Annotated in this window: 22 protein-coding genes and 1 pseudogene; 17 read left to right on the forward strand and 6 right to left on the reverse strand. The window is 67.7% G+C overall.

Annotated features, from left to right (window positions below; genetic code table 11):
* Position 1 precedes the first annotated feature (1 nt).
* Both ACZ4TW_RS14960 and ACZ4TW_RS14965 read left to right on the forward strand, forming a co-directional pair.
* Positions 2-592 (forward strand): hypothetical protein, encoded by a 591-nt coding sequence (locus ACZ4TW_RS14960; protein ID WP_465543732.1) that lies wholly within the window; start codon positions 2-4, stop codon positions 590-592.
* A 98-nt stretch (positions 593-690) separates the two neighbouring features.
* Positions 691-885: a hypothetical protein gene (locus tag ACZ4TW_RS14965; protein WP_465543733.1), complete on the forward strand. Its 195-nt coding sequence runs from the start codon at positions 691-693 to the stop codon at positions 883-885.
* 111 nt (positions 886-996) lie between these two features.
* Here ACZ4TW_RS14965 and ACZ4TW_RS14970 read toward each other — a convergent pair whose 3' ends face one another.
* Genes ACZ4TW_RS14970 through ACZ4TW_RS14980 form a run of 3 tightly spaced genes read right to left on the reverse strand, consistent with a single transcriptional unit; the run spans position 997 to position 4,432 of the window.
* Positions 997-2,220, reverse strand: a complete 1,224-nt coding sequence (locus tag ACZ4TW_RS14970) for an MFS transporter (protein WP_465543735.1) — start codon at positions 2,218-2,220, stop codon at positions 997-999.
* Positions 2,217-3,278: an LLM class flavin-dependent oxidoreductase gene (locus ACZ4TW_RS14975; protein WP_465543737.1), complete on the reverse strand. Its 1,062-nt coding sequence runs from the start codon at positions 3,276-3,278 to the stop codon at positions 2,217-2,219. The genes ACZ4TW_RS14970 and ACZ4TW_RS14975 overlap by 4 nt, the downstream gene beginning before the upstream one ends.
* Positions 3,279-3,328: 50 nt before the next feature.
* On the reverse strand, positions 3,329-4,432 hold the full coding sequence (locus ACZ4TW_RS14980) for an acyl-CoA dehydrogenase family protein (protein ID WP_465543739.1): 1,104 nt from the start codon (positions 4,430-4,432) through the stop codon (positions 3,329-3,331).
* Positions 4,433-4,639: 207 nt separating this feature from the next.
* Here ACZ4TW_RS14980 and ACZ4TW_RS14985 point away from each other — a divergent pair, with 207 nt between their 5' ends.
* The 12 genes and pseudogenes from ACZ4TW_RS14985 (at position 4,640) to ACZ4TW_RS15040 (ending at position 19,212) form a co-directional block, all read left to right on the forward strand.
* Positions 4,640-6,274, forward strand: a complete 1,635-nt coding sequence (locus ACZ4TW_RS14985; RefSeq protein WP_465543741.1) for an ABC transporter substrate-binding protein — start codon at positions 4,640-4,642, stop codon at positions 6,272-6,274.
* 45 nt (positions 6,275-6,319) lie between these two features.
* Entirely contained in the window at positions 6,320-7,351 is a 1,032-nt protein-coding gene (locus ACZ4TW_RS14990) for an ABC transporter permease (protein WP_465543743.1), read from the forward strand.
* 149 nt (positions 7,352-7,500) lie between these two features.
* On the forward strand, positions 7,501-8,328 hold the full coding sequence (locus ACZ4TW_RS14995; protein WP_465543747.1) for an ABC transporter permease: 828 nt from the start codon (positions 7,501-7,503) through the stop codon (positions 8,326-8,328).
* Positions 8,325-9,971: a dipeptide ABC transporter ATP-binding protein gene (locus tag ACZ4TW_RS15000; protein ID WP_465543749.1), complete on the forward strand. Its 1,647-nt coding sequence runs from the start codon at positions 8,325-8,327 to the stop codon at positions 9,969-9,971. The genes ACZ4TW_RS14995 and ACZ4TW_RS15000 overlap by 4 nt, the downstream gene beginning before the upstream one ends.
* Entirely contained in the window at positions 9,968-11,233 is a 1,266-nt protein-coding gene (locus ACZ4TW_RS15005; protein WP_465543751.1) for an acyl-CoA dehydrogenase family protein, read from the forward strand. Before ACZ4TW_RS15000 ends, ACZ4TW_RS15005 begins: the two co-directional genes overlap by 4 nt.
* Positions 11,230-12,468: an LLM class flavin-dependent oxidoreductase gene (locus ACZ4TW_RS15010; RefSeq protein WP_465543753.1), complete on the forward strand. Its 1,239-nt coding sequence runs from the start codon at positions 11,230-11,232 to the stop codon at positions 12,466-12,468. The genes ACZ4TW_RS15005 and ACZ4TW_RS15010 overlap by 4 nt, the downstream gene beginning before the upstream one ends.
* 12 nt (positions 12,469-12,480) lie before the next feature.
* Positions 12,481-13,437, forward strand: a complete 957-nt coding sequence (locus ACZ4TW_RS15015; RefSeq protein WP_465543755.1) for an LLM class oxidoreductase — start codon at positions 12,481-12,483, stop codon at positions 13,435-13,437.
* Positions 13,434-14,639: an acyl-CoA dehydrogenase family protein gene (locus tag ACZ4TW_RS15020; protein WP_465543757.1), complete on the forward strand. Its 1,206-nt coding sequence runs from the start codon at positions 13,434-13,436 to the stop codon at positions 14,637-14,639. Before ACZ4TW_RS15015 ends, ACZ4TW_RS15020 begins: the two co-directional genes overlap by 4 nt.
* A 52-nt stretch (positions 14,640-14,691) precedes the next feature.
* Positions 14,692-15,719 (forward strand): annotated as a pseudogene (locus ACZ4TW_RS15025) (aldo/keto reductase).
* A gap of 67 nt (positions 15,720-15,786) precedes the next feature.
* On the forward strand, positions 15,787-16,821 hold the full coding sequence (locus tag ACZ4TW_RS15030) for an aldo/keto reductase (RefSeq protein ID WP_465543759.1): 1,035 nt from the start codon (positions 15,787-15,789) through the stop codon (positions 16,819-16,821).
* A 1-nt stretch (position 16,822) separates the two neighbouring features.
* Positions 16,823-17,869 (forward strand): LLM class flavin-dependent oxidoreductase, encoded by a 1,047-nt coding sequence (locus ACZ4TW_RS15035; protein ID WP_465543761.1) that lies wholly within the window; start codon positions 16,823-16,825, stop codon positions 17,867-17,869.
* Positions 17,870-17,871: 2 nt separating this feature from the next.
* Entirely contained in the window at positions 17,872-19,212 is a 1,341-nt protein-coding gene (locus ACZ4TW_RS15040) for an NtaA/DmoA family FMN-dependent monooxygenase (protein ID WP_465543763.1), read from the forward strand.
* Between the two features lie 10 nt (positions 19,213-19,222).
* Here ACZ4TW_RS15040 and ACZ4TW_RS15045 read toward each other — a convergent pair whose 3' ends face one another.
* Together ACZ4TW_RS15045 and ACZ4TW_RS15050 are read right to left on the reverse strand one after the other, a co-directional pair.
* Positions 19,223-20,056 carry a Clp protease N-terminal domain-containing protein gene (locus tag ACZ4TW_RS15045; protein WP_465543765.1) on the reverse strand — a complete coding sequence of 278 codons (834 nt, stop codon included), beginning with the start codon at positions 20,054-20,056 and terminating at the stop codon, positions 19,223-19,225.
* Positions 20,057-20,080: 24 nt separating this feature from the next.
* Positions 20,081-20,329 carry an RNA polymerase subunit sigma-70 gene (locus ACZ4TW_RS15050; RefSeq protein WP_465543767.1) on the reverse strand — a complete coding sequence of 83 codons (249 nt, stop codon included), beginning with the start codon at positions 20,327-20,329 and terminating at the stop codon, positions 20,081-20,083.
* A 122-nt stretch (positions 20,330-20,451) separates the two neighbouring features.
* Between ACZ4TW_RS15050 and ACZ4TW_RS15055 the strand changes: the two genes are divergently transcribed.
* From ACZ4TW_RS15055 to ACZ4TW_RS15065, 3 genes are read left to right on the forward strand one after another with little or no spacing between them, the layout of a single operon-like run.
* A complete protein-coding gene (locus ACZ4TW_RS15055) occupies positions 20,452-21,108 on the forward strand; it encodes a response regulator transcription factor (protein ID WP_465543769.1) in 657 nt (218 codons plus the stop codon).
* A complete protein-coding gene (locus ACZ4TW_RS15060; RefSeq protein ID WP_465543771.1) occupies positions 21,075-22,292 on the forward strand; it encodes a sensor histidine kinase in 1,218 nt (405 codons plus the stop codon). Before ACZ4TW_RS15055 ends, ACZ4TW_RS15060 begins: the two co-directional genes overlap by 34 nt.
* Positions 22,289-23,377, forward strand: a complete 1,089-nt coding sequence (locus tag ACZ4TW_RS15065; RefSeq protein WP_465543773.1) for a hypothetical protein — start codon at positions 22,289-22,291, stop codon at positions 23,375-23,377. Before ACZ4TW_RS15060 ends, ACZ4TW_RS15065 begins: the two co-directional genes overlap by 4 nt.
* Before the next feature lie 302 nt (positions 23,378-23,679).
* On the opposite strand, the gene ACZ4TW_RS15070 is transcribed toward ACZ4TW_RS15065, so the two are convergent.
* Positions 23,680-26,235 carry an FtsX-like permease family protein gene (locus ACZ4TW_RS15070; protein WP_465543774.1) on the reverse strand — a complete coding sequence of 852 codons (2,556 nt, stop codon included), beginning with the start codon at positions 26,233-26,235 and terminating at the stop codon, positions 23,680-23,682.
* Positions 26,236-26,238 lie beyond the last annotated feature (3 nt).

A 26,238-nucleotide genomic window follows, 5' to 3' on the forward strand; every position in this document is an offset into this window, starting at 1 on the left:
CATGTTCTCGCGCACGCATGCCGGGGTGCTCGTGTTCATCCCGGTGCTGGTGGTGGTGTCGGCGCTACTGGCGGGCTGCTCGCGTGCCGTCGACTCCCCCACCCCCGGCTACTCCGCCATCGTCGACGACAGCGCACCCCTGACTGCCACCCAGGCCACCGAGGTACGCACCGCCGGCCACGCGCTGATGACCTCGATCGCCAACAAATTGGCCACGCGCACAGCAACTCCCGACGACGACGGCACCGAGGCGTGGGAGCCGTGCGTCGCCAAGAGTTTCTACCTGAGACCGCGCGCGAAGTTCAACGGCGTGAGCTACGTCGCCGACCTCCCGTTCGACACGTCGGCCACCCTCACCGCCAAGGACGCCCGCGCAGCACTCGACGATCTGCCCATCCAGTGGAACCTCGTCCAGGAGGGCGGCACGAGCGACGTGTTCGGTGTGGACGTCACCGGTGCGCCCGAGCAGGTGCGCGCCACCCTCACCAGCCCCTGCTACTTCCTGCGCGACACTCCCGACGGCTCCGATCACGTCTCCGACGCCGACACCGTCGCCATCACCGGATTCCTGCGTAGACCACTGGTGCTGTGACGGCGTGATGCGCTGACTTTCGGGTAGCGCACTACGCGTGCCCGCGCGCGAATGCAGGCGCACCCTCAGATCATGCTCCACCGCAGGAGGTGATCACCATGACGATCGGATTCCACCACGCCGCCACGACGTCGGCGATCTGGACCGACTGGCTCGAGCACGGCGTGTGCCACGCGATCTCAATGGGCGCGCAGACGAACTCGCGTCGCCGGTCGACTCCGGAACTTCGTGGCGTGGGTCGGCGCGGTACCCAGATGTCCACTCGTTGCGACACTGTCGACACCACGACGTAGGCAAGTGTCCGCTCTGTGCGACACCTGTCGCGGCAGCCGAGATCTGTCGCAAGGAGTGGATAGACAGCAAAGCCGACGGCTCAGGAATCTGTCGCACAGAGCGGACAATCACTAACCATGCGGGGCCGGAACCGGGGAGGTCCGAACCATCGGGAGCAGAGCCGCCGATGCGATCAGCGCGACGATCCCGCAGATCACCAGAAATCGCCAGTCGCCGAGCCATGCGCCGAGGAGGGGCGAACCGGCTCGGGCGAGCGCCATGGGGACGGTGATCGCCGCGAGGACGGTGGCGAAGTGTGCGACGCCGAAGTGATCGGCGACGATGGAGGGCCGGGCGATCACGCCGATCCCCTGGCCGATCCCGACCGCCGACACGCAGAGCACGGTGAGCGGAACCGAAAGGCCGACCAACGGGAGCGTCAACAATCCGGCGCCCTGGAGGGCGAACGCTCCGCAGGTGATCGGGGTGATCGGCACACGCCGCAACACCGTGACCAGTGCCAACCGTGACAGGATCTGCATGGCGCCGATGGAGATGGGGATCGAGGTCGCCACCAGCACCGAATGGCCGACGGACAGCAGATACGAGATCACCAACAGCAAGAACGCCGCGACGGAGCCCGCCTGCCCCACAAACGCCACCAGCAGATACCAGAAGCGTGGCTGACGCAGCGCGGCGCCGATCGGGACACCTGCCTGCAACGTCACACGACCGCGGTGCACCGCCCGCGACGGGATGACCCAGAGATGGCCGGGAACCGCGGTCGCCGCGAGGACTCCGGCCAGGACGAGGAGTGTTGTGCGCCAGCCCCACTCGCCGTTCATCCAGCCGAGCAACGGATAGACGAGGTAGGTGGAGAGTCCGGCGATCATGGTGACGGTGAGGATCGTGCGGTCACGGTGGGTCGACTCGGTGGCCACGACGATGACCGCGAACGCGGCCTCGTAAGTGGACATCGCGATCGCCAGGCCGACGAGTGTGAACGCCCCGTAGAGCATCACCAACGACGAGGCCTGCGACCAGATCACCACGGCGACAACACCGATGAGCGATCCGGCCGTCATCAACACGCGCCCGCCATGTCGATCCATCAACCGCCCGATGGGGAATGCGGCGAGAGCACCCATGAGGGTCGACACCGTCTGCGCACCGGCCACCGCCGTCCGCGACACACCCAGATCGGCCGCCATCGCGTCGATGACGACCGGCAGGATCTGGATCAGCGCGACATAAGCGGTGGTGTTGGAGACAGCGAAGACCGCGGCCAGCAGATGCCGATTGACGACATCAGAGCGAGGGGAAGCGAGGAGAGGAAGGGTCTGCTCGGCGGTCATCCCCGGAGCAACGGCAACAACTGCCGGCCCTGGCGATCGATCTCGCGCAGATACGGGGTATCGGAGAGCACGAAATGCGTGATCCCCAGATCCTGATACTTCCGCAACGACTTCGCGACATCGTCCGGGGAGCCCACCAGCCAGGTCGTCGCGGCGCCACCACCGCCGTAGCGGCCGGGAGTGGTGTACAAATTGTCGTCGAGAACCTCACCGCGAGAGGCGAGTTCGAACAATCGCTGCTGGCCGACAGCCACCTTGCGGTGCGGATTCTGACCATAGGCCCCGCGATCGGCGAAGCCCCTGACCTTCTCCTCGGCCTCGGCCCACGCCTGCTCGGTGGTGTCGCGTACGAAAGTGGTGATGCGCAAACCGAATTCGAGGGGCTCGTGCTCGCGACCCACCTCTTCCGAGAGTTCCTTGAGCCGGGCAATGCGTTCGGCCACACCGTCGAGCGGTTCACCCCAGAACAGCTGGACATCGGCCTCGGCGGCCGCCACCCGCTCCGCCGCCTCCGAGGCACCCCCGAAGTACAGCGTCGGATGCGTGCGCCCCTCCCGCGGGGTGATGCGCGGGACAACGGTGGAGTTCTCCACGCCGAAGTACTCGCCACGGTAGGTGACGTTCTCCTCGGTCCAGAGTTTGCGGACCAACGCGATGAACTCGCGGGTCCGCGCGTACCGGTCGGCCTGATCGCCGTCGGCGTCGCCATACGCGGCGAGGTCATCCTTGCCGGACACGATGTTGACGCGGACACGGCCACCCGTCAGGTGATCGAGAGTCGCCGCGGCCGTCGCGAAGTTGGCCGGCCGCCAGTATCCCGGGCGGACCGCGATGAGCGGCTCGAAAGTGGTGGTGCGCGCTGCCAGCGCGGTGGCAACGGTGAACGTATCCGGCCGCCCCCACCCGGTACCGAGGAGCGCACCGGTCCACCCGCTCGCCTCGAGCGCCTGGGCGTGCTCGGTCAACATGTCCAGACTGTTGTGCCCGTCGACGGTGGCGTCGCCCCGATGGCCGGGATCGATCTGATTCGGTATGTACCAAAGGAATTCGCTGCTCATGGATCTCTTCTGTGCGTTTCTGGCTCTGTACGTTTCAGACTCTGTGCGGTTCAGGCGAGGTGCTCGAGTTGCGCTCGGCGGACATCGGCGTTCTGCCCCTGGACGAGGACGAAGAGGGCGGAGCGGGCGTGGAGCTGGGCTGTGTCATGAAGATCGATGCCGTGTCCGGAGCGTGCGATGACCAGTGCCCGCGTCAGCGTCGAAAGTGCCTCTCCGCTGGCGGTTTTCACCGCGAGACGGTCGGCGGTACGGTACGGGCCGTCGACCTTCTTGGCCTCGTCGGCGAGTCCGTAGGCGTCGGCGCGGATCTGCGCGACACGCGGCGCCCACCGCTGCGCGACCGCACGGGCGGCGGGCTCACGTTCTGCGGCCAACTCGGCGAGAACACGGTGCGCGAGCCCGAAATGCTGTGGGCGCGCATCGCTGACGGTGTCGACATCGTCGCGCCGCCAGTCGTCGAGGGACTGTCTGCTGATGACATCGGCGTCGTCGACGACGAGGCCGTCGACCCGCACGCGTTGCGTGCGGCTGCCGCCGAGCGCGCTCAGCGCGAGCGGCGTGGCGGTGACGTGCTCGTCGATGGGCACCAGGGAGGTCACCACCGTCTGTGTTGCCCGTTCGACGGCGGCGATGAAGATCGCCGAGTTGAGTCCCCACCCGCTGAACCAGGAGACGGTGCCGTCCAGGCGCCACCCGCCGGGCACGCGGGTGGCCTCGACGAAGCGGTCCGGGAATCTCCGGACGTCACTGATCGCGGCGCCGACGAGCAACCTGCCATGCAGTACGTCGAGGGCACGCTCGGACAGGTCCGCGCCGGCGGCGTACTCGGTGGCGAGCTTGCCGACGACCGGCCCGTGCTGAGCCCAGATCAGCCAGGTGTTGAAGCAGGCACCGGACAGGATCTCGTGGATACGACGATCAGCGGCGCGCGAGGCGTCCGCACCTCCGAAGGCCTTCGGCGCACCGTGATTCAAGAGATTGACCGAGGCGAACTCGCCCACCCGATCCGGCGAGACACCCTCACGGTCGGCGCGCAGGGCGTCGGGCAACAACACCGCATCCGCGTACTCGGCAACCTTTGCGACCACCGGGATTTCATCGGCGGCATCGACCTCCGGCGCCGCGGATGGGTACGCGGCAACACTGACCGCCATGGCAGACGTCCTCTCACCTGAATTCTCTTCCCTGCGAAAACTACTGCGGCACAGCGCCACAAGCTCCGTTTGCGCTCAGCCTGAATCAAAAAGATGACTCGGCGAGCGTCGGGATGGTTGGCTCTCGGGGACTCGGTCGCAGCCCGGATCACCGGACGCTGCGCCATTCCTTCGCATGACCTGCATCCCCGGAGAGGACCACATCCATTGAGCACCAAACGATTTCGACGTGCACTGACGGCGTCGGCGGTGGCGGCAGTCGCGGTGACGGCGCTGGCCGCCTGCGGCGGCGGATCGTCGGGTTCCGACGACGGCGGCACCCCGGTGTTCGGCGGGACCCTCACCTTCTTCGATCCGGTGCAGTACGACGCGTGGACCTCGTCCAACTCCATCTGGTCCAACAGCCAGGTGACGAACAACCTCACCGAACGCCTCATCTGGCAGGACCCGTCCACCGGCGACTACAAGCCCTGGCTGGCCACCAAGTGGGAGATCAGCGACGATCACCTCGCCTACACGTTCCATCTGCGCGACGGGGTCACCTTCAGTGACGGCACGCCGTTCGACGCGGCGATCGTGAAGGCCAACTTCGATCAGCACGGCAACGGCGACGAAGCGCTCGGGATCACCAAGGATCCGTTCTGGTCGGACTATGTGGGCACCGATGTCGTCGATCCGAAGACGGTGACGGTGAAGCTGTCCAAGCCGAACGCCGGCTTCATCCAGATCCTCTCCAACTACCGGGCCAGCTCGATCCTGGGGAAGTCCTATCTGGAGAAGGATCTCAACGGTCAGGGCGACGCCTCCAACATCGTCGGCACCGGACCGTTCACCGTCGACTCGGTCGACGGCACCACCGGCATCACCCTCAAACGCCGCGACGACTACAACTGGGCAGCCGAGGGCTCCGCACACAGTGGCAAGGCCTACCTGGAGAAGCTGGTGTTCAAGACGGTCCCCGAGGCCGGAACCCGCGTGGGCGCACTGCAATCCGGTGAGGCGCAGATCGCCCGGAACATCGCTCCGTACGACGAGGAGACCGTCAGCGGCGGTGGTGGGAAACTCATCGCGATCCCGGTGCAGGGCGAGACCAATGACCTGACCGTCTACCTGGCCGACCCCAAGGCGCCGACCCAGGACCGCAACGTCCGCCTCGCGTTGCAGGCGGCCACCGACCGCGCCGAGATCAACAAGACGGCCCTGTCGTCGAACTATCCGATCCCGACGGGCGCACTCGTGAAGGGCACTCCGCTGCGCGGCGACGCGTCGTCGTATCTCGGTTATGACCTGGACAAGGCCAAGCAGCTCCTCGATCAGGCGGGCTGGAAGCCCGGGGCCGACGGCATCCGCGTGAAAGACGTTCAGCGCCTGAGCTTTCCGATCCGCATCGCGCCGTTCTATCAGGTGTCGCAGTCGGTGCTCGAGGTGGTCCAGTCGCAGTGGAAGAAGGCCGGCGTGGAGATCACGCTGACGAACCCGTCGCTCACGGACTATCAGGCGCAGTTGGCGTCGGGGAAGGACTGGTACTTCACCCAGGGCCAGACGTCGACGGCCGATCCGGGTGTGCTGCGGACGGCGTACCAGACCGACCGACAGAACGTCACCGAGAACTACCGACCCGACGAGAAGCTCAATCAGCTGCTCGACGCGCAGGCCGCGGAGTTCGATCCGGAGAAGCGTAAGGCCGCGATCCAGGCGATCGAGGATCACATCTTCACCGAGGGCTACTCCATCCCGCTCTACGACGAGACGCAAGTCTTCGGTCTCGCATCGGGCGTGCACGGATTCACCACCGAATCCACCGGCCGCTCCTGGCTCTACGACACCTGGGTCACCCAGTAGGCGCACACCGCCGCCCCGGGAACCGAAGGAACTGAAGGAACTGACATGCGTCACTACATCGCACGCAGAATCGGGCAGGCCGCACTGGTCCTGCTGGCCGCCTACACCCTGGCGTTCATCTTGCTCAGTGCGCTGCCCGGGGATTCGGTGAACAACCGCATCCAGGATCCGGAGGCGCAGATCTCGCCGGAGGCCGCCCAGACGCTGCTCGAGTACTACGGCCTGGACCGGCCGCTGTGGCAGCAGTACCTCAGCGGTCTGTCCGGGGTGCTGCACGGCGACTTCGGGTACTCGTTGACGACGGGCACCCCCGTCCGGCAGATGCTGGCCGACGCACTGCCGTCGACGCTGGCACTGACGGGGCTGGCACTGCTGTTCGGTCTGGTGATCTCGGCGGCGGTCGCCCTCGGCATCAACTATGTGCCGTCCCCGGGGCTGCGCAGCGCGCTGCAGGCGGTGCCACCGCTGTTCGCGTCGGTGCCGACCTTTGTGATCGGCATCCTGCTGCTGCAGTTCTTCTCGTTCCGGCTGCACCTGATCCCGGCATCCGACGACGGCAGCTTCCTCGCGGTGATCGCTCCGGCGATCACCCTGGGAATCCTTGTGGCGGCGCCACTCTCGCAGGTGTTCGCGTCGTCGATCGGCTCCACGCGGTCGCAGCCGTTCGTGCACGTGCTCACCGCGCGGGGCGCCGGCGAGCGCTACATCTTCGGCCGGGGCGTGCTGCGTAATTCGTCGCTGCCGGTGCTGACGCTCCTCGGCCTCGCCTGCGGTGAGCTGATCGCCGGGTCGGTGGTGACAGAAGCCGTCTTCGCCCGGCCCGGCATCGGGCAGCTCACGGTGGCCGCGGTGAGCACGCAGGATCTGCCCGTCGTCTCCGGCGTGGTGATCCTGGCCGCGGCCATCTACGTGGCGGTCAACCTGCTCGTCGACATCGCATATCCGTTCATCGACCCGCGCATCCTGGTCGACGAGAAATCCAAGCGCGCCAGGGTAGTACGCGGAGGGACGGCCACCTCCACCGCACTGCCCGGCGCCACACGTCCGGCGCTGCCGGCGGAGGTGGCCACACCATGACGATCCTGGATCAAGCACGCACCCGACGCCGGGGTTCGACGACCCTCACCCCAGCCCGATCGACAGGTGCGTCGGGCTCACCGGACCCGTCCGCGTCCCCGACAGGGTCGTCGACCTCGGTTCTTCCCCAGGGGGACAGTCGGATTCGGGTGATTCGACGATGGGTGCGCGGGCACTGGGGATTGGTGCTCGCGATCGCGGTGTTCTCACTCGCGGTGGCGTGGGCGCTGGTTCCGGGACTCTTCACCGGCTACGACCCGATAGCCGTCGACTATGCCAGCAAGCTGCAACCGCCGTCGGCGGAGCACTGGTTCGGCACCGACCTGCTGGGTCGGGATCTGTACGCGCGCACCGTCTACGGTGCCCGTGCATCACTCCTCGGGGCGAGCCTCGCGGTTGCGGTGGCCGTGCTCGTCGGGTCGCTGTTCGGCGCGGTCGCCGGTTGGTTCGGCGGGTTCGCGGACTCGGTGGCGATGCGCATCATCGACGTGGTGCTGTCCATCCCGGGGTTCCTGCTGGCGATCACCATCGTCGTGCTCTACTCCGCGCAGACCGGTCACACCGGACTCGTGCCGGCCGCGCTCGCCGTCGGACTGACGTCGGCGGCCACGTTCGCCCGGCTGATCCGCGCCGAGGTCCTCAAGGTCCGCACCAGCAACTACGTGGAGGCCGCCATCACCAGTGGCGCCACCTCCCCGGCGATCCTGCTCCGGCATGTGCTGCCGAACTCGTTGGCGCCCACCATCTCCCTGATCACCGTGCAACTCGGGATCGCGATCATCTGGATCGCGTCGCTGAGCTTCCTCGGACTCGGGGCGCAGCCGCCGAATCCGGAGTGGGGACTGCTCGTCTCCGATGGCCGTAAGTACATCGCCACCCGTGGCTGGCTCACCCTGTACCCCGCGCTGGCCATCGTCGCGGTGGTGCTGTCCACCAATCACATCTCGCGACACCTCACCCGACGGAGTGCATCATGACTGCTTCATCCCCGGTGCTCTCCGTCCGCGGGCTGACCGTCGGCTATCGCGTCAAACATCAGCACCGCGACGTCGTGCACGACATCTCCTTCGACGTCGAGCCCGGCCAGGTCCTCGCCCTCGTCGGCGAGTCCGGCTCGGGCAAGACGACGACCGGTCACGCCATCCTCGGGTTGCTGCCCGGCAACGGCGCCGTCACCGGGGGATCGATCTCCTTCCGCGGCGAGGACCTCACCACGTACACCGGCAAGCAGTGGCGGGATCTGCGCGGCCGATCGATCGCGCTGATCCCGCAGGACCCGACGGTCTCGCTGGATCCCGTTCGGCGGGTGGGACATCAGGTGGAGGACGTGCTGCGCCTGCACACCGATCTCGACGCCGACGCCCGCCGCGAGCGCGTGTACGAACTGTTCGAGCTCGTCGGCTTCACCGATGTGCAACGCCGGTTCCGCCAGTATCCACATGAGCTCTCCGGCGGGATGCGTCAACGGGTGCTGATCGCCGCGGCGGTGGCCGGCGATCCCGATCTGATCATCGCCGACGAGCCGACGTCGGGCCTCGATGTGACGGTGCAGAAGCAGGTCCTCGATCTCATCGACAGCCTGCGGGAACGGTTATCGACGAGCATCGTGCTCGTCACCCACGATCTCGGTGTCGCAGCGGATCGCTCGGACGTGATCGGGGTGATGCAGCAGGGCAGGCTGGTGGAGATCGGCGCGACCGCCGAGGTCATCGCCGCACCACAGCACGAATACACCCGACGCCTCCTCGCCGCTGTGCCGTCGCGCACGCTGCGCAACGATCGGCCGGCGCCGCCCGCGGACGCACCGCCGGTCATCGAGGTGACCGATCTGCGCAAGGAGTACGGCGAATTCCCCGCCGTCGACGGCATCTCGTTCTCCGTCCGGGCGGGCGAGACGCTGTCGATCGTCGGCGAATCGGGCAGCGGAAAGACGACGACGGCGCGCATCCTCACCGGCCTGACCTCGGCGACCGCCGGCCGAGTAACCTTGTTGGACAACGAGATCACCGGACTTGGGCGTCGCGGCTTTCGCCCACTGCGTCGCGACGTGCAGATCGTCTATCAGAATCCGTACTCGTCGTTCGATCCGCGGTTCGACGTGTTCGACGTCGTCGCCGAACCCCTTGTCGCCTTCGACGACGGGATGCCCTGGATCGGTCGCTTCTCCAAGCGCGCGCGGCGTCGTGCGTTGCGTGAGCGCGTCGTCGCCGCACTCGAATCCGCCGCTCTCCCCGCCGACTTCATCGATCGACACCCGCGGGAACTCTCCGGCGGGCAACGCCAGCGGGTCGCGATCGCGCGGGCACTGGTCGTGGAGCCACGGGTACTGGTGCTCGATGAGCCGATCTCCGCGCTCGACGTCTCGGTGGCCGCACAGATCCTCGAACTGCTGGAGCGGCTGCAGCGTGAGCGCGGCCTGACGTACGTGTTCATCTCGCACGATCTGTCCGCGGTGGCCGCGATCTCCGACCGGGTCGTCGTCATGCGGCAGGGACGCATCGTCGAGCAGGGCAGCGTCGATCAGGTCTTCTCCTCCCCCACCGACGACTACACCGTCGGACTCCTCTCCGCGATCGCCGGACGCGATCTGGTCGCCCTCGATGGAAGGTCCCCGTCATGACCGCACACCCCGCCACATTCGACGACGCGCTGGTGCGCATCCGGGAGGTGTTCGCCGAGTTGGCCGTCGGTGCCGGCGAGCGCGATCTGCATCACGAGCACCCCGACGCGTTGATCCGGAAACTGGCCGACGCAGGCTTCGGCACGCTGCGCGTACCCCGCGAGTTCGGTGGATTCGACGTCGATCTGCCCACCCTGTTCGACCTGCTTGCCGAAGCGGGACAGGCGGATTCGAATGTGCCGCAGATCTGGCGGGGTCACTTCACCACCACCGAGATCCTGCGTCAGGAGGCCGATCCGGAGATCCGACGCCACTGGCTGACAAAGGTCGCCGCAGGAGCCGTGTTCGGCAACGCGCAGTCCGAGCCGTCGGCACAGGTCGCCGGCGTCGGCGACGGCGCCGGTTGGGGCACCATCACGACGCGCATCCGGCTCGACGACGACAGTGTCCGCGTCGTCTCGGGAACCAAGTTCTACTCGACGGGATCGCGCTTCGCCGATTACATCCGCACCGCCGTCCTCGACGACGACGGCACCCGCGGTTTCGCGGTGCTGCCCGCCCGGCATCCCGGCGTGGAGCACGTCGACGACTGGGACGGGATCGGGCAACGGCAGACCGGCAGTGGAACAACCGTCCTCACCGATGTGCCGGTGGAACCGTTCGGCGACGTGGGCGCCTACCGCGAGTCGCTGCGCGGCCTGGACTCGTTCGTGCAGATCGTGCATCTGGCCAACCTCACCGGCATCGCGCGCTCGATCGTCGCCGAGACCACCGCGATCGTCCGGGGGCGCACCCGCACCAGTCGTCACGCGCTGACCCAGGACGCGAGCACCGATCCGGACGTGCTGGCGGTGATCGGCCGGTTGCAGGCTCGGGCGGTCACTGCGGAATCGTTGCTGCGCACCGCGGCGACGGCACTGCAGGGTGCACACGCGGCGGGCACCGAGGAGGATTTCGTCGACGCCTACATCACGACGTCGGCGGCGCAGATCGCGGTGATCGACGCCGTTCTCGACGCGGCGAGCGCCGCGTTCGACGCGGGCGGATCGTCGACGGCCCGCAACGGTGTTCACCTCGACCGGCATTGGCGCAACGCGCGGACGTTGGCCTCCCACAATCCGGTGATCTACAAGCCACGCGTCGTCGGCGATTACGTGGTCAACGGCGTCGGCCCGGAGTCCGGGTATTACGCCGGGAAGCCGTCGGTCGGGGCCGGCGGGGCCGATGCCGGCGGGGTCGATGCCGAGGGGATCACGCGATGAGCCGGCAGCTGCATCTCAACGTCAACATCCTCAACGCCGGGGTGTTCGGTGGATCGTGGCGGTTCCCCGGGACCGACGGGCTGGCGAGCTATCGCATCGAGCACTACACGTCGATCGCGCGCAAGGCCGAGCAGGCTCGCCTCGACGCGGTGTTCCTCGCCGACGGGCCGCTCCTCGACCCGAGCATCCGCCACCGGACCGGGAACAATCTCGAGCCGACGTCGGTGCTGGCCCGGATCGCCGCGCAGACGGAGAACATCGGGCTGATCGGCACGTTGTCCTCGTCGTACAACGATCCCGACGAACTCGCCCGCCGCCTCGGCGATCTCGACTATCTGAGCGGCGGCCGCTTCGGGTGGAATGTGGTGACGACCGCCGGGCCGATCGCCGCCCGGAACTTCGGCCGCGACCGCGAACCCGATCACGCCCTGCGCTACCGGCGAGCCGCCGATCTCGTCGACCGCGTCGTCGCGTCCTGGGATGCGCGGACGTCGCATATCTCGCCACAGGGCCGCCCGGTGGTGGTGCAGGCCGGCGGCTCCAGCGACGGCAAGAGACTTGCCGCACGAGTCGGCGAGGTGATCTTCTCCGCGGATCAGGAGCTCGACCGCGCCCGCGCGTTCCGCACCGAACTACGCGACGGCGCGGCGTCGTTCGGGCGCGATCCGGATGAGATCGTGGTGCTGCCCGGATTGTCGACGGTGCTCGGCAGTACGGAGGCGCAAGCGTGGGAGCGGCGCGAGCAGCTCGACGCGCTACTACCCGATGCCTATGCCCGACAACGACTCTCCGGACAACTCGGCTTCTCCCTCGACGGCCTCGACGATGCCGAGCCGCTGCCGCGTGACCTTCTCGTCGATCCCGACGAGGCGGGCGGATCGCAGACCTTCTACCGGGTGGTGCGCGAGATCATCGACCGCGAGAATCCGACACTCGGGCAGCTGCTCAAGAAGCTGTCCGGGGGCGGTGGGCACCGGATCGTCGTGGGTACGCCGGAGCAGGTTGCCGACGACATCGAACGCTGGTTCCGCGCGGAGGCGGCCGACGGCTTCAACGTGATGCCCGACGTGCTGCCCTCCGGCTTCGACGACTTCGCCGAGCAGCTCGTCCCCGAACTCCAGCGGCGCGGATTGTTCCGCACCGACTACGACGGCACGACGCTGCGCGGCCATCTGGGACTCCCGGTGCCGCAGCTGCGTTCCACACCGGCCGCAACCCTCGTCAGCGCACGCTAAGGAACCCTGTACATGACCGTTGTTCTCGAACTGGCCGTGGGTGATTCGCCGGATCAGGTGACCGTGACCGACGCCGAACGCCTCGTCGATGCCGCCCGCGACGCAGGGGTGACCGCGATCCGCCTCGTCGACCGCGGACCCGGACACCCGCCCACCCTCGATCCGTCGACGGTCGGCGCGTATCTCGCCGGCGCATACGGCGGGATCGGCTACATCGTCGACGTACCCACCACTGGTAACGCGCCGTTCAACCTGGCGCGCCGCATCCTGTCTTTCCACCGGGCCACCGGCGGCTTCGTCGGGCTCGCCCTGCGTCCCGGGGCGGGCGATGAGGTCACCGGCGAGGTCGGCTCGGACGGCGGCGGGGCCGACTCCGACTCGGCGTCGGCGCGCAGGTGGTCGGAGTATGCCGGTGTCCTCACCGAGTTGTGGGAGTCGTTCCCGGTCCAGGCGCTCCTCGGCGATCAGGACGCGGCGATCGTGGCCGATGACGCGCTCATCCAGCCGATCGATCATGTCGGTGAATTCTATTCCGTCGCAGGACCTCTCGATGGACCGTCATCGCCGCAGGGCCGGCCGGTGCTCGTCGCGACCGATGTACCGACACTTCACTGGGATCGGCCGGCGGCCATCGCGGATGCGGTGATCGTCGATCACACCGAGATCGACGGCGCGGATGTCGCGCTGTCGGCGGCGCTGGACCGAATCGGACGTCACCGCCGAGAGGTCGCGTTGCTGGCTCGTCTCGATGTGGACGACGCCGATCCACTCCTGCAGGCGCTGGCCTCGACGACCGTCGACGGCGTCGTCCTCGTGCATCGCGATCGGCCCGAGGACACCATCGCGGTGCTCCGCAACATCGTGACCCGCATCGGGCGCGAGACACCCCGGCATCTGCGGCAGGCATTGGGTCTGCGCGTTCCCGACGAGGCCCCTGGCCTTCCCCGCCACGAGGAGGTACTGCGATGACCGCAGTCGACATCGACACACCAACCATTCTGTCCGTCAACGGAATACGATCAGCGATCGCCCCGGCACTGGAGCGGATCGCCGCATCGGCCCGCGTACGGGAAGACAGCCGGGATTACGCCTTCGACGATGTCCGCTCGCTCGGCGCGTCCGGTGTCGTGCTGACCGGGATCGCCGTCGACGACGGTGGTGCGGGCGGCAGCATCCGCGACGTGGTGGAGGTGATCATCGACATCGCACGCGCGGATTCCAATGTGGCACAGTCTCTTCGCGCGTCATTCTTGCTGGCCAACCAGATCGCGGGGCGCTCGGATCTGCCGCTGCGTGAGATCAACCTGGCGCGCCTGCGTACCGGGGCACTGTTCGCGGGCACCGGTAACGAACGCAATGGCGGTGCGAGCGGCAGTGTGTCCACGACGGCGCGTCGGATCGACGGCGGATATGTGATCAACGGCCGCAAGTACTATTCGACGGGCGGGCTCTACGCGTCGTACTTCTCGGCGCAGGCCATCACCGACGACGGCACGACGATCCGCTTCACCCTCCCCACCGATCGCAGCGGCGTCGAACGGCTCGATGATTTCGACGCCATCGGTCAACGGCTCACGCAGAGCGGTTCGACGCGGCTGACCGATGTGCGGGTCTCCGACGACGAGGTCGTGATCGTCGGCGAGGCCACCCCGGACAACCCTTGGCTCGGATCGTTCGCGCAGCTGTATCTGGCCGCGGTGCAGGCGGGTATCGCGGCGCGGGCTCTCGACGACGCGGTGTGGTTCACCCGGGAGAAGGCGCGACCGATCAAGCACAGCAGCGCGCAGAGCAGCGTCGACGATCCGTATGTCCGCCAGACCGTCGGGGAGATCGCCGCGCGGGCGCAGGCGGCACGGGCCGTCGTGTTGCTCGGTGCGGAGGCATTGCAGACGGTGCGCGGGCTGACCGGTGACGACGCTCGGCGGGCGGGTGCGGAGGCCGCCGTCGTGGTCGCTCAGGCCGGGGTCGTCGCGATCGAATCCGCCTTGCGCGCATCGGAATTGCTGTTCGACGTGGGTGGCGGGTCCATCACCAACCGTGATCTCGGATTCGATCGGCACTGGCGCAACGCCCGGACCGCGGCCAATCACAATCCGCGGCAGTGGAAGGCCGCGGTCGCCGGGGCGTATCACCTCACCGGCGAGGAACCACCCACGAGTGGGCTGTTCTGAACCCGACCTATCCCGGTCCCATCGGGACCCGTGGCACCATCGAGAGGAAGTCATGACCATCGAGGTCACCCGCACCCTGGGGCGCACCGGAGTGCCCATCACCCCATTGACGTTGGGCACCATGAACTTCGGGCGGTGGCAGCAGGAGGATGAGAGCATCCGAATCATCCATGCCGCGCTCGACGCCGGCATAACCTCCGTCGACACCGCCGACGTCTACGCGCAGGGCACCTCCGAGGAGATCGTCGGGAAGGCGCTCGCGGGACGCCGCGACGAGGTGTTCCTCGCGACCAAGTTCCACGGGCAGATCGGCGACGACCCGCGCCGGGCGGGCAACTCCCGACGCTGGATCACCCGGGCCGTCGACGACAGTCTGCGGCGCCTCGGCACAGACCGGATCGATCTGTATCAGGCCCACCGGCCGGACCCGCACACGTCACTGCTGGAAACACTTCAGACGCTCAACGGTCTGATCACGCAGGGCAAGATCCTGTACTACGGCACCTCGGTCTTCCCCGCGCATCAGCAGGTGGAAGCGCACTGGCTGGCCGAGAAGCACGGATTGATCGCGCCGCACACCGAGCAACTGCCGTACTCGCTGTTGGTGCGCGGGGTCGAGCGCGAGGTGTTCCCGGTCGTCCGGCGTTACGGCGTCGGAGTGCTCTCCTACGGACCGTTGGCCGCGGGGTGGCTGTCCGGGAAGTATCGGGTCGGCGGCGATCAGCCGGCGTCGGCGCGTGCCGATCTCATCCCGGGTCGGTTCGACGTCGCGGCGGCGCAGAATCAGCGCAAGCTGCAGGCGGCGGATGCCCTGGCCGCGCTGGCCGAGGAGAACGGCCTGTCGTTGATCGAGCTCTCGATCGCGTTCGCGCTGATCATCCCGCGGTCAGCTCGGTGATCATCGGCCCGCGCACGCAGGAGCACCTGGAGACCTACCTCAAGGCCGTCGACGTACGTCTCGACGATGCCATCCTCGATCGGATCGACGGCATCGTCGAACCCGGAACGCAATTCCACGACCGCGATACCGGTCGTGATACCCCGTCACTGCAGCCCGCGGCGCTGCGTCGGGCGTCGTAGGTCTTCTGCTTTCACCCCCTCATCCACTCACCGATCTTCGATCTCCTACCGAAAGGCGCTGTCCCCCATGGCAAACTATGGACCCACCGAACTCACCTACACCGCGGAGCCGTCGCGCTACGAGAAGCTCCCCTATCGCCGCACCGGCCGCTCCGGACTGGACCTGCCGTCGTTCTCCTTCGGGCTCTGGCAGAAGTTCGGCACCGATTACCCGTTCGAGACGCAGCGCGACATCATCCTGCACGCCTTCGATCTGGGGATCACCCACTTCGACAACGCCGACCGCTACGGTCCGCCGCACCGCGCCGCGCAGAAGAATTTCGGTCGGGTGTTGGCCAAGGACCTCGCGCCCTACCGCGACGAGATCATCCTGTCGACCAAGGCGGGCAACGCGATCGGCCCGAGCCCCTACCAGAAGGGCGGTTCGCGCAAGTCGCTGTTGGCGTCGCTCGAGCACAGTCTGCGGGACCTCGACACCGACTACGTCGACATCTTCTATCACCACAGCCCGGATGAGTCGACGCCGCTCGAGGAGACCGTCAGCGGACTCGCCTCCGCTGTGCAGCAGGGCAAGGCGCTGTACGTCGGCATCTCGAATTATCAGCCGGACCGCGCCCATCAGATCGCCGAGTTGCTGCGTGAGGCCGGCGTTCCGCTGCTCATCCATCAGCCGCGCTACTCGATCTTCGATCGACGGGTGGAGCAGAACGGGCTGCTCGATCTCGCCGAGCAGGATGGCTTCGGATTGATCGTGTATTCACCTCTGGCGCAAGGCTTGTTGACGAACAAGTACCTGGAGTCGATCCCGGACGGCGCACGTGCCGTGAACAGCACGTTCCTGTCACCGGACGTCATCGACGAGACCTACCGTCAGCGCGCCAACGAGCTCAACAAGCTGGCGGAGGCGCGGGGGCAGTCGTTGGCGCAGTTGGCGTTGCAGTGGGTGCTGCGGCAGCCGGCCGTGAGTTCGGCGCTGATCGGTGCGAGCTCCACCTGGCAGCTCGATCACAACGTGCAGGCACTGCAGTTCCCGGATTTCACCGCCGACGAGTTGGCGCTCATCGACGAGCACGGCGTGCACGGCACCGGGCTGAATCTCTGAGATGAGCGGATCTCACCCCGGGTCTCCGAGTCCGCCACGGCTGAACTTCCTGCTCCACCTCGACCGCGATCAGCCGGTCGAGCAGGCCTACTCCGACGCCATCGAGTTGTTCCGAGTCGCCGAGGATCTGGGTTATGACTCGGGGTGGGTGATCCAGCGGCATTTCCGGCAGGGCAGGGAGCATGTGTCCTCGCCGTTGCCGGTGCTGGCGGCGATCGCCCAGCACACCACCCGCATCGGGTTGGGTACCGGAGTACTGGTGCTGCCGCTGGAGGATCCGTTGCGGGTCGCCGAGGATGCGGCCACCGTCGATGCGCTCAGCGGTGGCCGCCTGGAGCTGGGGGTCGGGTCGGGTCCCTTCCCGGGCGCCTGGGAGGCGTTCGGGAAAGATCTCACCGACCGGCAACGGATCTTCGGTGAAGCGGTCACACGACTCCACGAGGTGCTCGACGGCGGCCCGCTGAACTCCGGCGGCGAATCCCTGCATCCATCGGGTGCCGGGGTGCGTCGTCGACTATGGCAGGCGACGACCAGCAATCCCGACTTCGCACATGCCTCCGCTGCCGCGGCGGCGCTGGCGGGTGACGGACTGCAGTTGTCGCGGGCGAATGTGTGGGGCGGCGGCACCGTCGACGATGCGCAGGCCGCGCAGGCGTCGTGGATCGAGTCGTACCTCGCGGCCTGGCAGGACACGCAACGGCCTCCACGCGTTCAGGTGTCGCGCGCGGTGTATCCGCATCCGGATCGGGCCGAAGCGGTCCGCCTGGTGACGCCGGGTGTGCATCGGTGGCGTACTTGGAGCACATCGGGCGCTCCGAAACCCATCGAGAGTGTCGAGGAATATCTCGCCGCGGACCGCGCATTACTCGGGCCTGCCGAACTCATCGCCGAACAGTTGTCCGCCGATCCGGCCGTCGGATTGGCAACCGATCTGCTCGTCAGCTTCGTCCCTGGAGTCCCGGATCTCGACGAGCACATCCGTCTACTCGAATCGACCGCGCAGCAGTTGGCACCACTGCTGGGGTGGCGCCCGCACGAAAGAAGTTGATGATGACCAGTTTTCACCTGAATCTGTCCCTGATGACGCCTGGCCACTTCCGGCAGGCGTGGCGGTTACCGCACGCCGATCCGCTCGCCTACCTCGACATCGACTACTTCCAGCGGTTGGCGCGGATCGCCGAGGAGGCCTCCATCGACGCCGTGTTCCTGGGCGACGGCCCGGCGCTGCGCGGCGAGATCGAGGAGGCTCCCGGAACCGGGCTGGATCCGGCGGTGCTGCTGGGCAACATCGCGGCGATCACCGACAACCTGGGGATCGTGATCACGAGTTCCACGACCTACAACTCGCCCTATAACCTCGCCCGCCGATTCCAGGCGCTGGATCATGTGACGAAGGGCCGCGCGGCGGTCAACATCGTGACCACGGGAACACCCGCTGCCGCAGCCAATTTCGGGCTGCCCGCGCACCCCGACAAGGAGTCACGGTATCGCCGCGCGTGGGAGTTTCTCGACGTCGTCACCCGGCTGTGGGACAGCTGGCGGCCGGGGTGGCTCATCGCGGACAAGACGTCCGGGCGCTACGCCGATCCGGCACGGATCGAGTCGATCGATCATGACGGCGAGTTCTTCTCCGTCGCCGGACCACTCCCGGTGGCACCCGGCCCCCAGGGCCGCCCGATCATCGTGCAGGCGGGCGGTTCGGAGGGGGGCCTGAAGCTGGCCGGCGATTTCGCCGACGTCGTGTTCACGGTTGCCCAAACCCAGTCCAAGGCAATCGCTTTCCGTGACGAGATCCGACGACGGGCCGCCGTCGCGGGTCGCCATCCCGATCATGTGAAGATCTCGCTCGGCGTCGTCGTGCTGGTCGGACGGGATGAGGCCGATACGGTGGCCCGCGCCGAGGCGCTGTATGCGACGCTCCCCATCGAGCGGCTCACCGCCGAGTTGGTGACGAACCTCGGTCTGGCGCCCGGATCGTTCGGCCCGGATGATCCGATTTCTGCCGACGACCTTCCCGACGTCATTCCCGGCACCGCCTTCTCCACCGGATTCAGCGTCTCCACCCGGGCACTGATAGCCGAAACCCCGCGTACACCAAGAGAATTGGTGCAGCGGGGTGCGGGTGGATCGGGGCATCGGCTGCTGGTTGGTTCACCGGAGCAGATCGCCGACGACCTGCAGGCGTGGTTCGAGGCGGGTACGGCCGACGGCTTCACGATCATGCCCGCCGACACGTCGGTCGACCTCGAGAACTTCGCGCGCCTCGTCGTACCCATCCTGCAGGACCGCGGTCTGTTTCATCGCGGGTACCCGGCCCCGACCCTGCGGGAACGGTTCGGGTTGCCGTTCCCGCACCCGATCGTGGCGCCGGCCGACGCCGCGTCGGGATGACACCGGCAGCCTAGGCTTCGACCTCGATCTCGGGGAGCGAGGCGAGGACTGCTGCCTTCAGGTCATCGATCGACGCCGTGCCGGAGGCCAGGACCGCCGTCGACGCGTCGTCGGCCACCTCGATGATCCCCAGCAGGAGATACTCGGGGCGCAGCTGGCGGTCACCGCGCTCGCGCGCGATCTCGACCGCGGTGCCGAGGGCGTCGCGGGTGTCGGATGCGAAGCGCGGCTTGGTGCCTCGCCCGCGCGGGCCGCGTCGGCCGCGACCCTGCTCCCACGGACCCTCGCCGCGCTCGCCCCACGAACCGGGGCCGCCGGGTCCGAATCCTTCGGGTCCGAATCCTTCGGGTCCGAATCCTTCGGGACCGAACCCGCGACCGCGGCCACGCCCATGACCACTGCGGCCATGCCCGCGTCCCCGGCCACGCGCGGCGCGCCCCTCGGGGCCGCAGTCGCGGCCACCGCGCCGAGGTCCGGGGCGATCGCCCCATCCCTCGGAGAGGTCGTCGCCGAACCGGTCGTGCACGGCTGCTCGGACCTTGTCCAGGTCGATGCCGATGCTGCGCAATGCTTCTCGATCCTCCTCGTACCGTGCGGCCGCACTCTCCTCGACGTCGGCGTCGACATCGTCGGCGTGCTCGTCGTGATAGGCGGCCGCGGCGGCGCGTGCGGTGTCCAGCTTCAGCCCGTTCTCACCCAGGAGGGTGAAGATCGGAGTGCGTGCGTTGCACAGCATCCCGAGGACCAGATGATCGTTGCCGAGTCGTCGGTGTCCGAGATCGGCTGCTTCCTGTGTGGCGAAGACGAGCAGTGTGCGGTCTTCGCGTGCGAATCGCTCAAACATGAGTTCTTCTCCTTCTGACCCGAATCATCGGGTCTCACGTGGTGAATGCTTCTGATGCACGGCCTGCCGGCTGATCTGCAATACGTCTGCGATCGCCTGCCAGCTCCAGCCCTTGGTGCGCGCGTTGGCGACCTGGACCTCCTCGAGTCGGTCGGCCAGTGTTCGCAACGCACGCACTGCGGCCAGTCCACGGGCCGGGTCGTCGGCGGCTGCCTCTCGGGCGAGCTCATCGCCGGTGGCCTCGGTGTCTGTGGGCTTCTGGTCGTCGTGCATGTTGTCAGGTTATGTTGACGAATCATGGTCAAGAAAAATTGACAAACTCGTCGGACCAACCTCTCCGGATGTCGGGGGTGTGACCTATTCTGATCTCCTGACCTGCGACAGGAAGGCCAAACGTGAGCGTCCCCAGCCGGATCGGGATCGTGGAGGACCATGCGGTGACGATCGTCGGGCTGCGCGGCATACTCGAGCCACATCCCGACGTGGAGATCGTCGCCGCGGCGCCCACCGTCGCCGAATTGCTCGCGATCACGTCTGATCTCGACCTCGCGATCCTGGACCTGCGGCTTCCCGACGGGTCGTCGCCGGCCGCGAATGTCGCCGACCTGCAGGCGGCAGGTATCGCGAACATCCTGGTGTTCACCTCCGGCGAGGAGCCCTACCTCGTCCGGACCGCGGCCAAGGCCGGTGTACTCGGGGTGGTCCGCAAATCCGAGCACGACGTCGTCGTCGTCGACGCCATTCGCACGGCGCTGGGCGGCGGCATGGTCGGCACGATGGATTGGGCCATCGCCATCGACAGTGACCCCGATTTCGCCGCGGTCCACCTGAGTCCGCGGCAGCGCGAGGTCCTCAGTCTTTATGCGTCGGGCGAATCGGCGGCGCGCGTGGCGTCGCTGTCGCATCTGTCCACCGACACCGTCAACGCCTATCTCGCCCGTATCCGGCAGAAGTACGCGGAATCCGGGCGACCCGCACCCACCAAGACCGATCTCTACCAACGAGCATTGGAAGACGGATGGCTACCCTTTCCCCGGCGCAAGCGTCACTGACGTCACCGTCGTCGCCCGCCCACGCGACGATCAGCGAGAACAGCGCCGAGATCCGCATCGAGCGTCTGTTCTCGATCTTCGTCGCCGCGGGGTACATCGGCTACGCCTTCGTCCTGGAACCGACGATTGCCGAGCAGTGGGAACTCACCGCGGCGTGGTGGAGTTACGGGTCGTTGCTGCTGATCTTCGGCCCTGCCGCCGTGCTCATGGTGGCAGCGCTGGCACGTCGACGACGAATCATGCGGTGGGCAACGCGCGCATGCGCTTTCGGGTTCATCATCGCCGCGGTGACCTGGTGGCCGGCCTGGACCGGTGATCCGCTCCCCGGCCGCAACGCCATCTGGTTCAGCATCATCCCCGGGCTCGCCGCGCTCGCCGCCGCCATCACGATGTCCACGCGCGCCACGCTCGCCGTCATGGTCGTGGCGGTGCTGGCCGTGCAGATCGCGCGGCCGCCCTCGTCGTACTACGAGCATCTCCTGCCCGCCATCCTGTTCGCCCTTGCCTTCATCATCCTGTATGTCGGGGCGGCGCTGATGGCGATGCGGACGGGCCGCCTGCTCGACGCCACCCAGGCCGACGCCTACGCCGACGCCGCGGCCGCCGCCGAGGTCGATGCCCGACGCAGCCAGCGCAGCCACATCGACGCGCTGCTCCACGACTGGGTGATCTCCACCCTGCTCGCCGCCGCCCGGCAGGGAAATACGGAAACCGTTCAGCAACAGGCACTCACGACAATGGACAAGCTCGACTCCCCGCCACCGGAGATCACGACGATGTCGGCGGCATCCGCATTGACCCGGCTGCGTGCCGCGGTGCTCGCCGTCGACGTGACACAGCCCGTGTCGTCGTCGATGTCCGACGACGCCGCCGACGTCCGGTTCCCCGTCGAGGCGATCGATGTCCTCGACGCCGCGATCTCCGAGGCCCTGCGCAACAGCCTGCTCCACGCCGGTGACGCCGCCACGCGCACCGTTGCGATAGCTGTCACCGCGGACGCCATCGACATCACGATCGCCGATGACGGAGTCGGTTTCGACATCGCCGCCGTCCCACCGCACCGCCTCGGATTGGCCGTCAGCATCCTCTCGCGGGTGCGATCACTGCCCGGCGGTTGGGCCAGTGCGACGTCGACGCCGGGACAGGGCACCACAATCGAATTGCGCTGGACGGTGTCGTCATGAGCCGATTCCTCGACTTCCGGTTGAACCAGGAAACCGGCGACGTCCGCTCGCTGCTGGGCATGAACACCCGCATCGCCTACGCGTTGGTGGCGTTCTTCATCATCGCCCAGACGACGCAGTTCGCCATGTCCAGCGCCGGGCTCACGTCGCTGTGGCCGGGCATCCTCGGACTGATTCTGTTGGCGCTGTGCGGTTTTGCGCTGCTCACCGTCAGCCCCGACCCGTTGCCGCTCGGCGTGACCATCGCGATGGTCGTCGCCATGCCCCTGGCGGTGTTCGGCGGCCTGCACGCGGCTCCGGGTCAGGAACCGTCGGCCGGACAGATGTGGTTCTACGGCGGGTACACGATGGTGTGCACGTATATGTGCGTGCGCGGGCGCGTCGGGTGGGCGTGGGCCGCCATGGTGCTGATCATCGGCGCCACGATGCTGTGGGCAACGCAGACCGGGCAGGGTCCACTCGTCGGGTTTGCCAGGAGCTCGGTCAATCTCGGACCACTGCTGATGTCGACGCTGTTCGCGGCCAGCATCCGCCCGGCGGCCAAGAACATCTATCAGATCAGGCAGCGGTCGGTGGATCAGAACGCCTCGCGGGCGGCCGCCGTCGCCGCGCTGCAGGAGCGCGACGTACAGATCGACCGTCTCAACACGCTGGTGCGGCCGACCCTCGAGCGGATCGCGCAGAGCACCCCGCTCACCGACGACGAGCGCGATGAATGCCGCAAACTCGAAGCGCAACTCCGAGATTCGCTGCGTGCGCCGATCCTGGCCGGCACCCGCATCACCGCCGACGCCGCTGCCCGGGCGCGCGATCGGGGGGTGGAGGTGATCATGGTCGACGGGCATGCGCTGGACGACGCCGCACCCGAGGTCTGCGAGCACGTGCTCGACGGGCTCGCCCAATGCCTCGACGCCACGACCGGCGGGTCGATCGTCGTGCGCGTCCTGCCGCCGGATCGCAGCCTGACAGCCACCGTCGTCATCGACCCGACCGACGCGATACCCACACGCGTCGAGTTCCTCGCCGACGGAACCTGCCGTACCGAGTCCGCGGCACCGGAATCGGCGGTCGCGCCTCACGGATGAACCGGTCGCAATCGCTCGTTTCCTCGGTTATCAGCGGCTAGACTCCGCGGTATGCGGGATCGCGGATGTCGGCATTGCCAGCACACACGGCGTGCGCACGAGCATCATCGCAGCGGCACCGACTGCGCCCTGTGCGGCTGCCCCCGATATGCGGCACGACGATGGTGGCAGCGCGATCGGGTCGTCGACGAGATTCCCGCGGCCATTCCGTTCGTGCGGCGGGACAACCGCCCCGCGTCGACGCCGGATACGCCCGACGAGCCGCGGCCTGCGGCGCAGTAGGGGCGCAGTAGGGCCATCGGCTATTCGGTCAGGATCGACTCGCTGATGTTCATGCGGGCCGCGCGCACGGCGGGAACGAGCGCGCCCACCAGACACAGGCCGCACGCCACGACGACGAAGATCAGGGTGTTCCACTGCATCGCGAACTCCACCTGCACCGACGTCGTCGCGGTGAGGATCTTGTCGCTCAGCCAATGCAGGACACCACCGATGATCACGCCGACGACCGATCCGACGATGGCGACGGCCGCGGCCTCGGCGAGCACCATGCGGGAGATGAAGCGCCGCGACGCACCCATGGCGCGGAGCACGCCGAGCTCTCGACGACGCTCGATCACCGACAGCAGCAACGTGTTGAGCAGGGCGATCGCGGCCGCCCCCGCGACGATCCATTGGATCGCGACGGTGAACGCGCCCGACTGTTCGGCAAGTGCCTGAGCGGATTTCAGCGCTTCGGCGCCGCTGTGCACATCGCCGGTCCGGCCGCCGGGCAGCGGAGTGCGCTCGACGATGGCGGTGAGTTCGGAACGCACCTGCGCGGGGTCGGCGCCGGGATCGAGCGTGATCTGCAGGTAGGTCGCACCGTGACGGTCGAACCAGTCCTCGAGCACCGGCAACGAGATCGCGGCGGTACCCGAGTCGATGGCGACATAGTCGACGGTGTCGAGGATCTTGGCGTCGTGAAAACCGGTCGGAGTGGCCAGCCGGAGCGTGTCCCCGGTCTGGACACCGATGGTGCGGGCGAGCACATTCGACAGCAGAATCCCGTTGCCCGCGAGCATTTCTCGTAATGCCTCCGGGCTCGCCTTCTTCGTGAACGGTGCCATCGAGCGGTCGGTGAGTCCCTGCAGCAGGATGCGCGCCTCCCCCACGTTCACCGACGCCCACTGGCCCGGTACGACACTCGCGACGCCCGGTACCCGCGCGGCGTCGTCGGCGATGGTGGGAGCCAACAGCGGTGCGGTCGGCACCTGACCGTTGGGTTGCGAGGAGACGTAGAAGTCCGGATCACCCAGTCCGTCAAGGGAATCGGAGATCGAGTCGACGAGGTTGCTGAGTGCGCCGGAGGTCCCCATGCCCACCGAGATGGCGACGGCGACGGTCATCAGGGTGGCCCACGCGCGACGCGGCGCGCGGTCGGTGTTGACGGCGGCGAGCTGCCCCGGCCCGCCGAAGAGCCGGGCGACACGCACCACGATCCACACGAGCGGGCCGGTCAGCGCGAAGCAGAACAGCAGAATACCGACGGCATAGATGGCGCCCGCGGCGATTGCCGGGCGGTCCGGGATGCGCGTCGCGACGAGGTACGCGGCGATCATCAGGATGATCCCGACGATCGCGGCCACGATCACCACCGCTCCACGGCGGGACCGTCCGTCGGCGACCTCGCCGGGCGCCATCGCCTCGACCGGTGACACCGCGAACACCGATCGCGCGGCCAGTGATGTGGCTGCGACACAGGCGATCACGCAGGCGATGACCGCGACGACCGGCGCATAGCCGGGCAGGTGATAGTCGATGGCGAAGGTGTCTTGGGAGGCCTCCGGAATCCGGCCGATCGCCCAGCGACCCGCGACGATGCCCAACGGGATGCCGATGAGTCCGCCCACCAGACCGAAGATCGCGGCCTCACCGAGGAGATCACCGACGAGATAGCCGCGCCGGGCCCCGAGCGCACGCAGCATCGCCAATGACTGGCGGCGGGAGGCGACGGCCATGTTCATGGTGTTGAACACCAGGAAGCCGGCGATGACCAACGAGATCAACGACACCAACAGCGTGGCGTCGCGCGTGACCGACGTCGAGACCTCGGCCTGCTTGGCCCGGAAATCGGGATTCACCACGACGGCGCGCCCGTCGACGAGCCGGGCCGTCTCGGCGCGCAGGGCGTCGAGATCGGCACCGGGTTTCGCCACGATGAGAATCGAGTCGAGCTTTCCCTCCTGCGAGGAAAGTCGCTGCGCCAGATCGAGATACGCGAAGAGGAAGCGCCCGTTGTTGAGGGCACCACCGTCCGCGTCGTCGACGACCCGCAGGACGCGCACCGGGATGTTGTTGATCGTGACCTGCTGCCCGGCGGTGAGTCCGGTTGCGGCACCCGCGATCACGCCGTCGGTGAGATCTTCCCGGGTGAGACCGGCGTCGTTGTTGCCGGTGGTGTTGTCGCCGGTGTCGCTGGTGCTGTTGACGGCGTCGCGTAGGCCGCTGGAGAGGGAGGTGACGCGATAGTCGGAGCCGATGAGCGGCACCGGCTTTCCGTCGACCATGACTGCGGTGCGGACCATCGGCACGACGGACTTGGCGTCGGGCAGTCCTGCGCGGAGTTGCCCGGCGAGGCCGTCGTCGAGGCCGGAATCCGCGATGGCGGCGACCTCGATCTGCGCGGCCCCGGTGATGGCGGCGTTGAACGCGCGCACCGATTCCGTCATCGATCCGTAGGTGCCGAGGACGGCGATCAGCAACGCCGACGACACGATGACCACCGAGAGCGACGTGAGGATGCGCAGGCGGTGGGTGCGGATCTCCCGCAGGTTCAGGATGCGGATCCGAGTCAGGCCGGACAGGAAGGAGCGCATCGC

This window comes from Agromyces sp. NPDC029043, assembly GCF_055564615.1.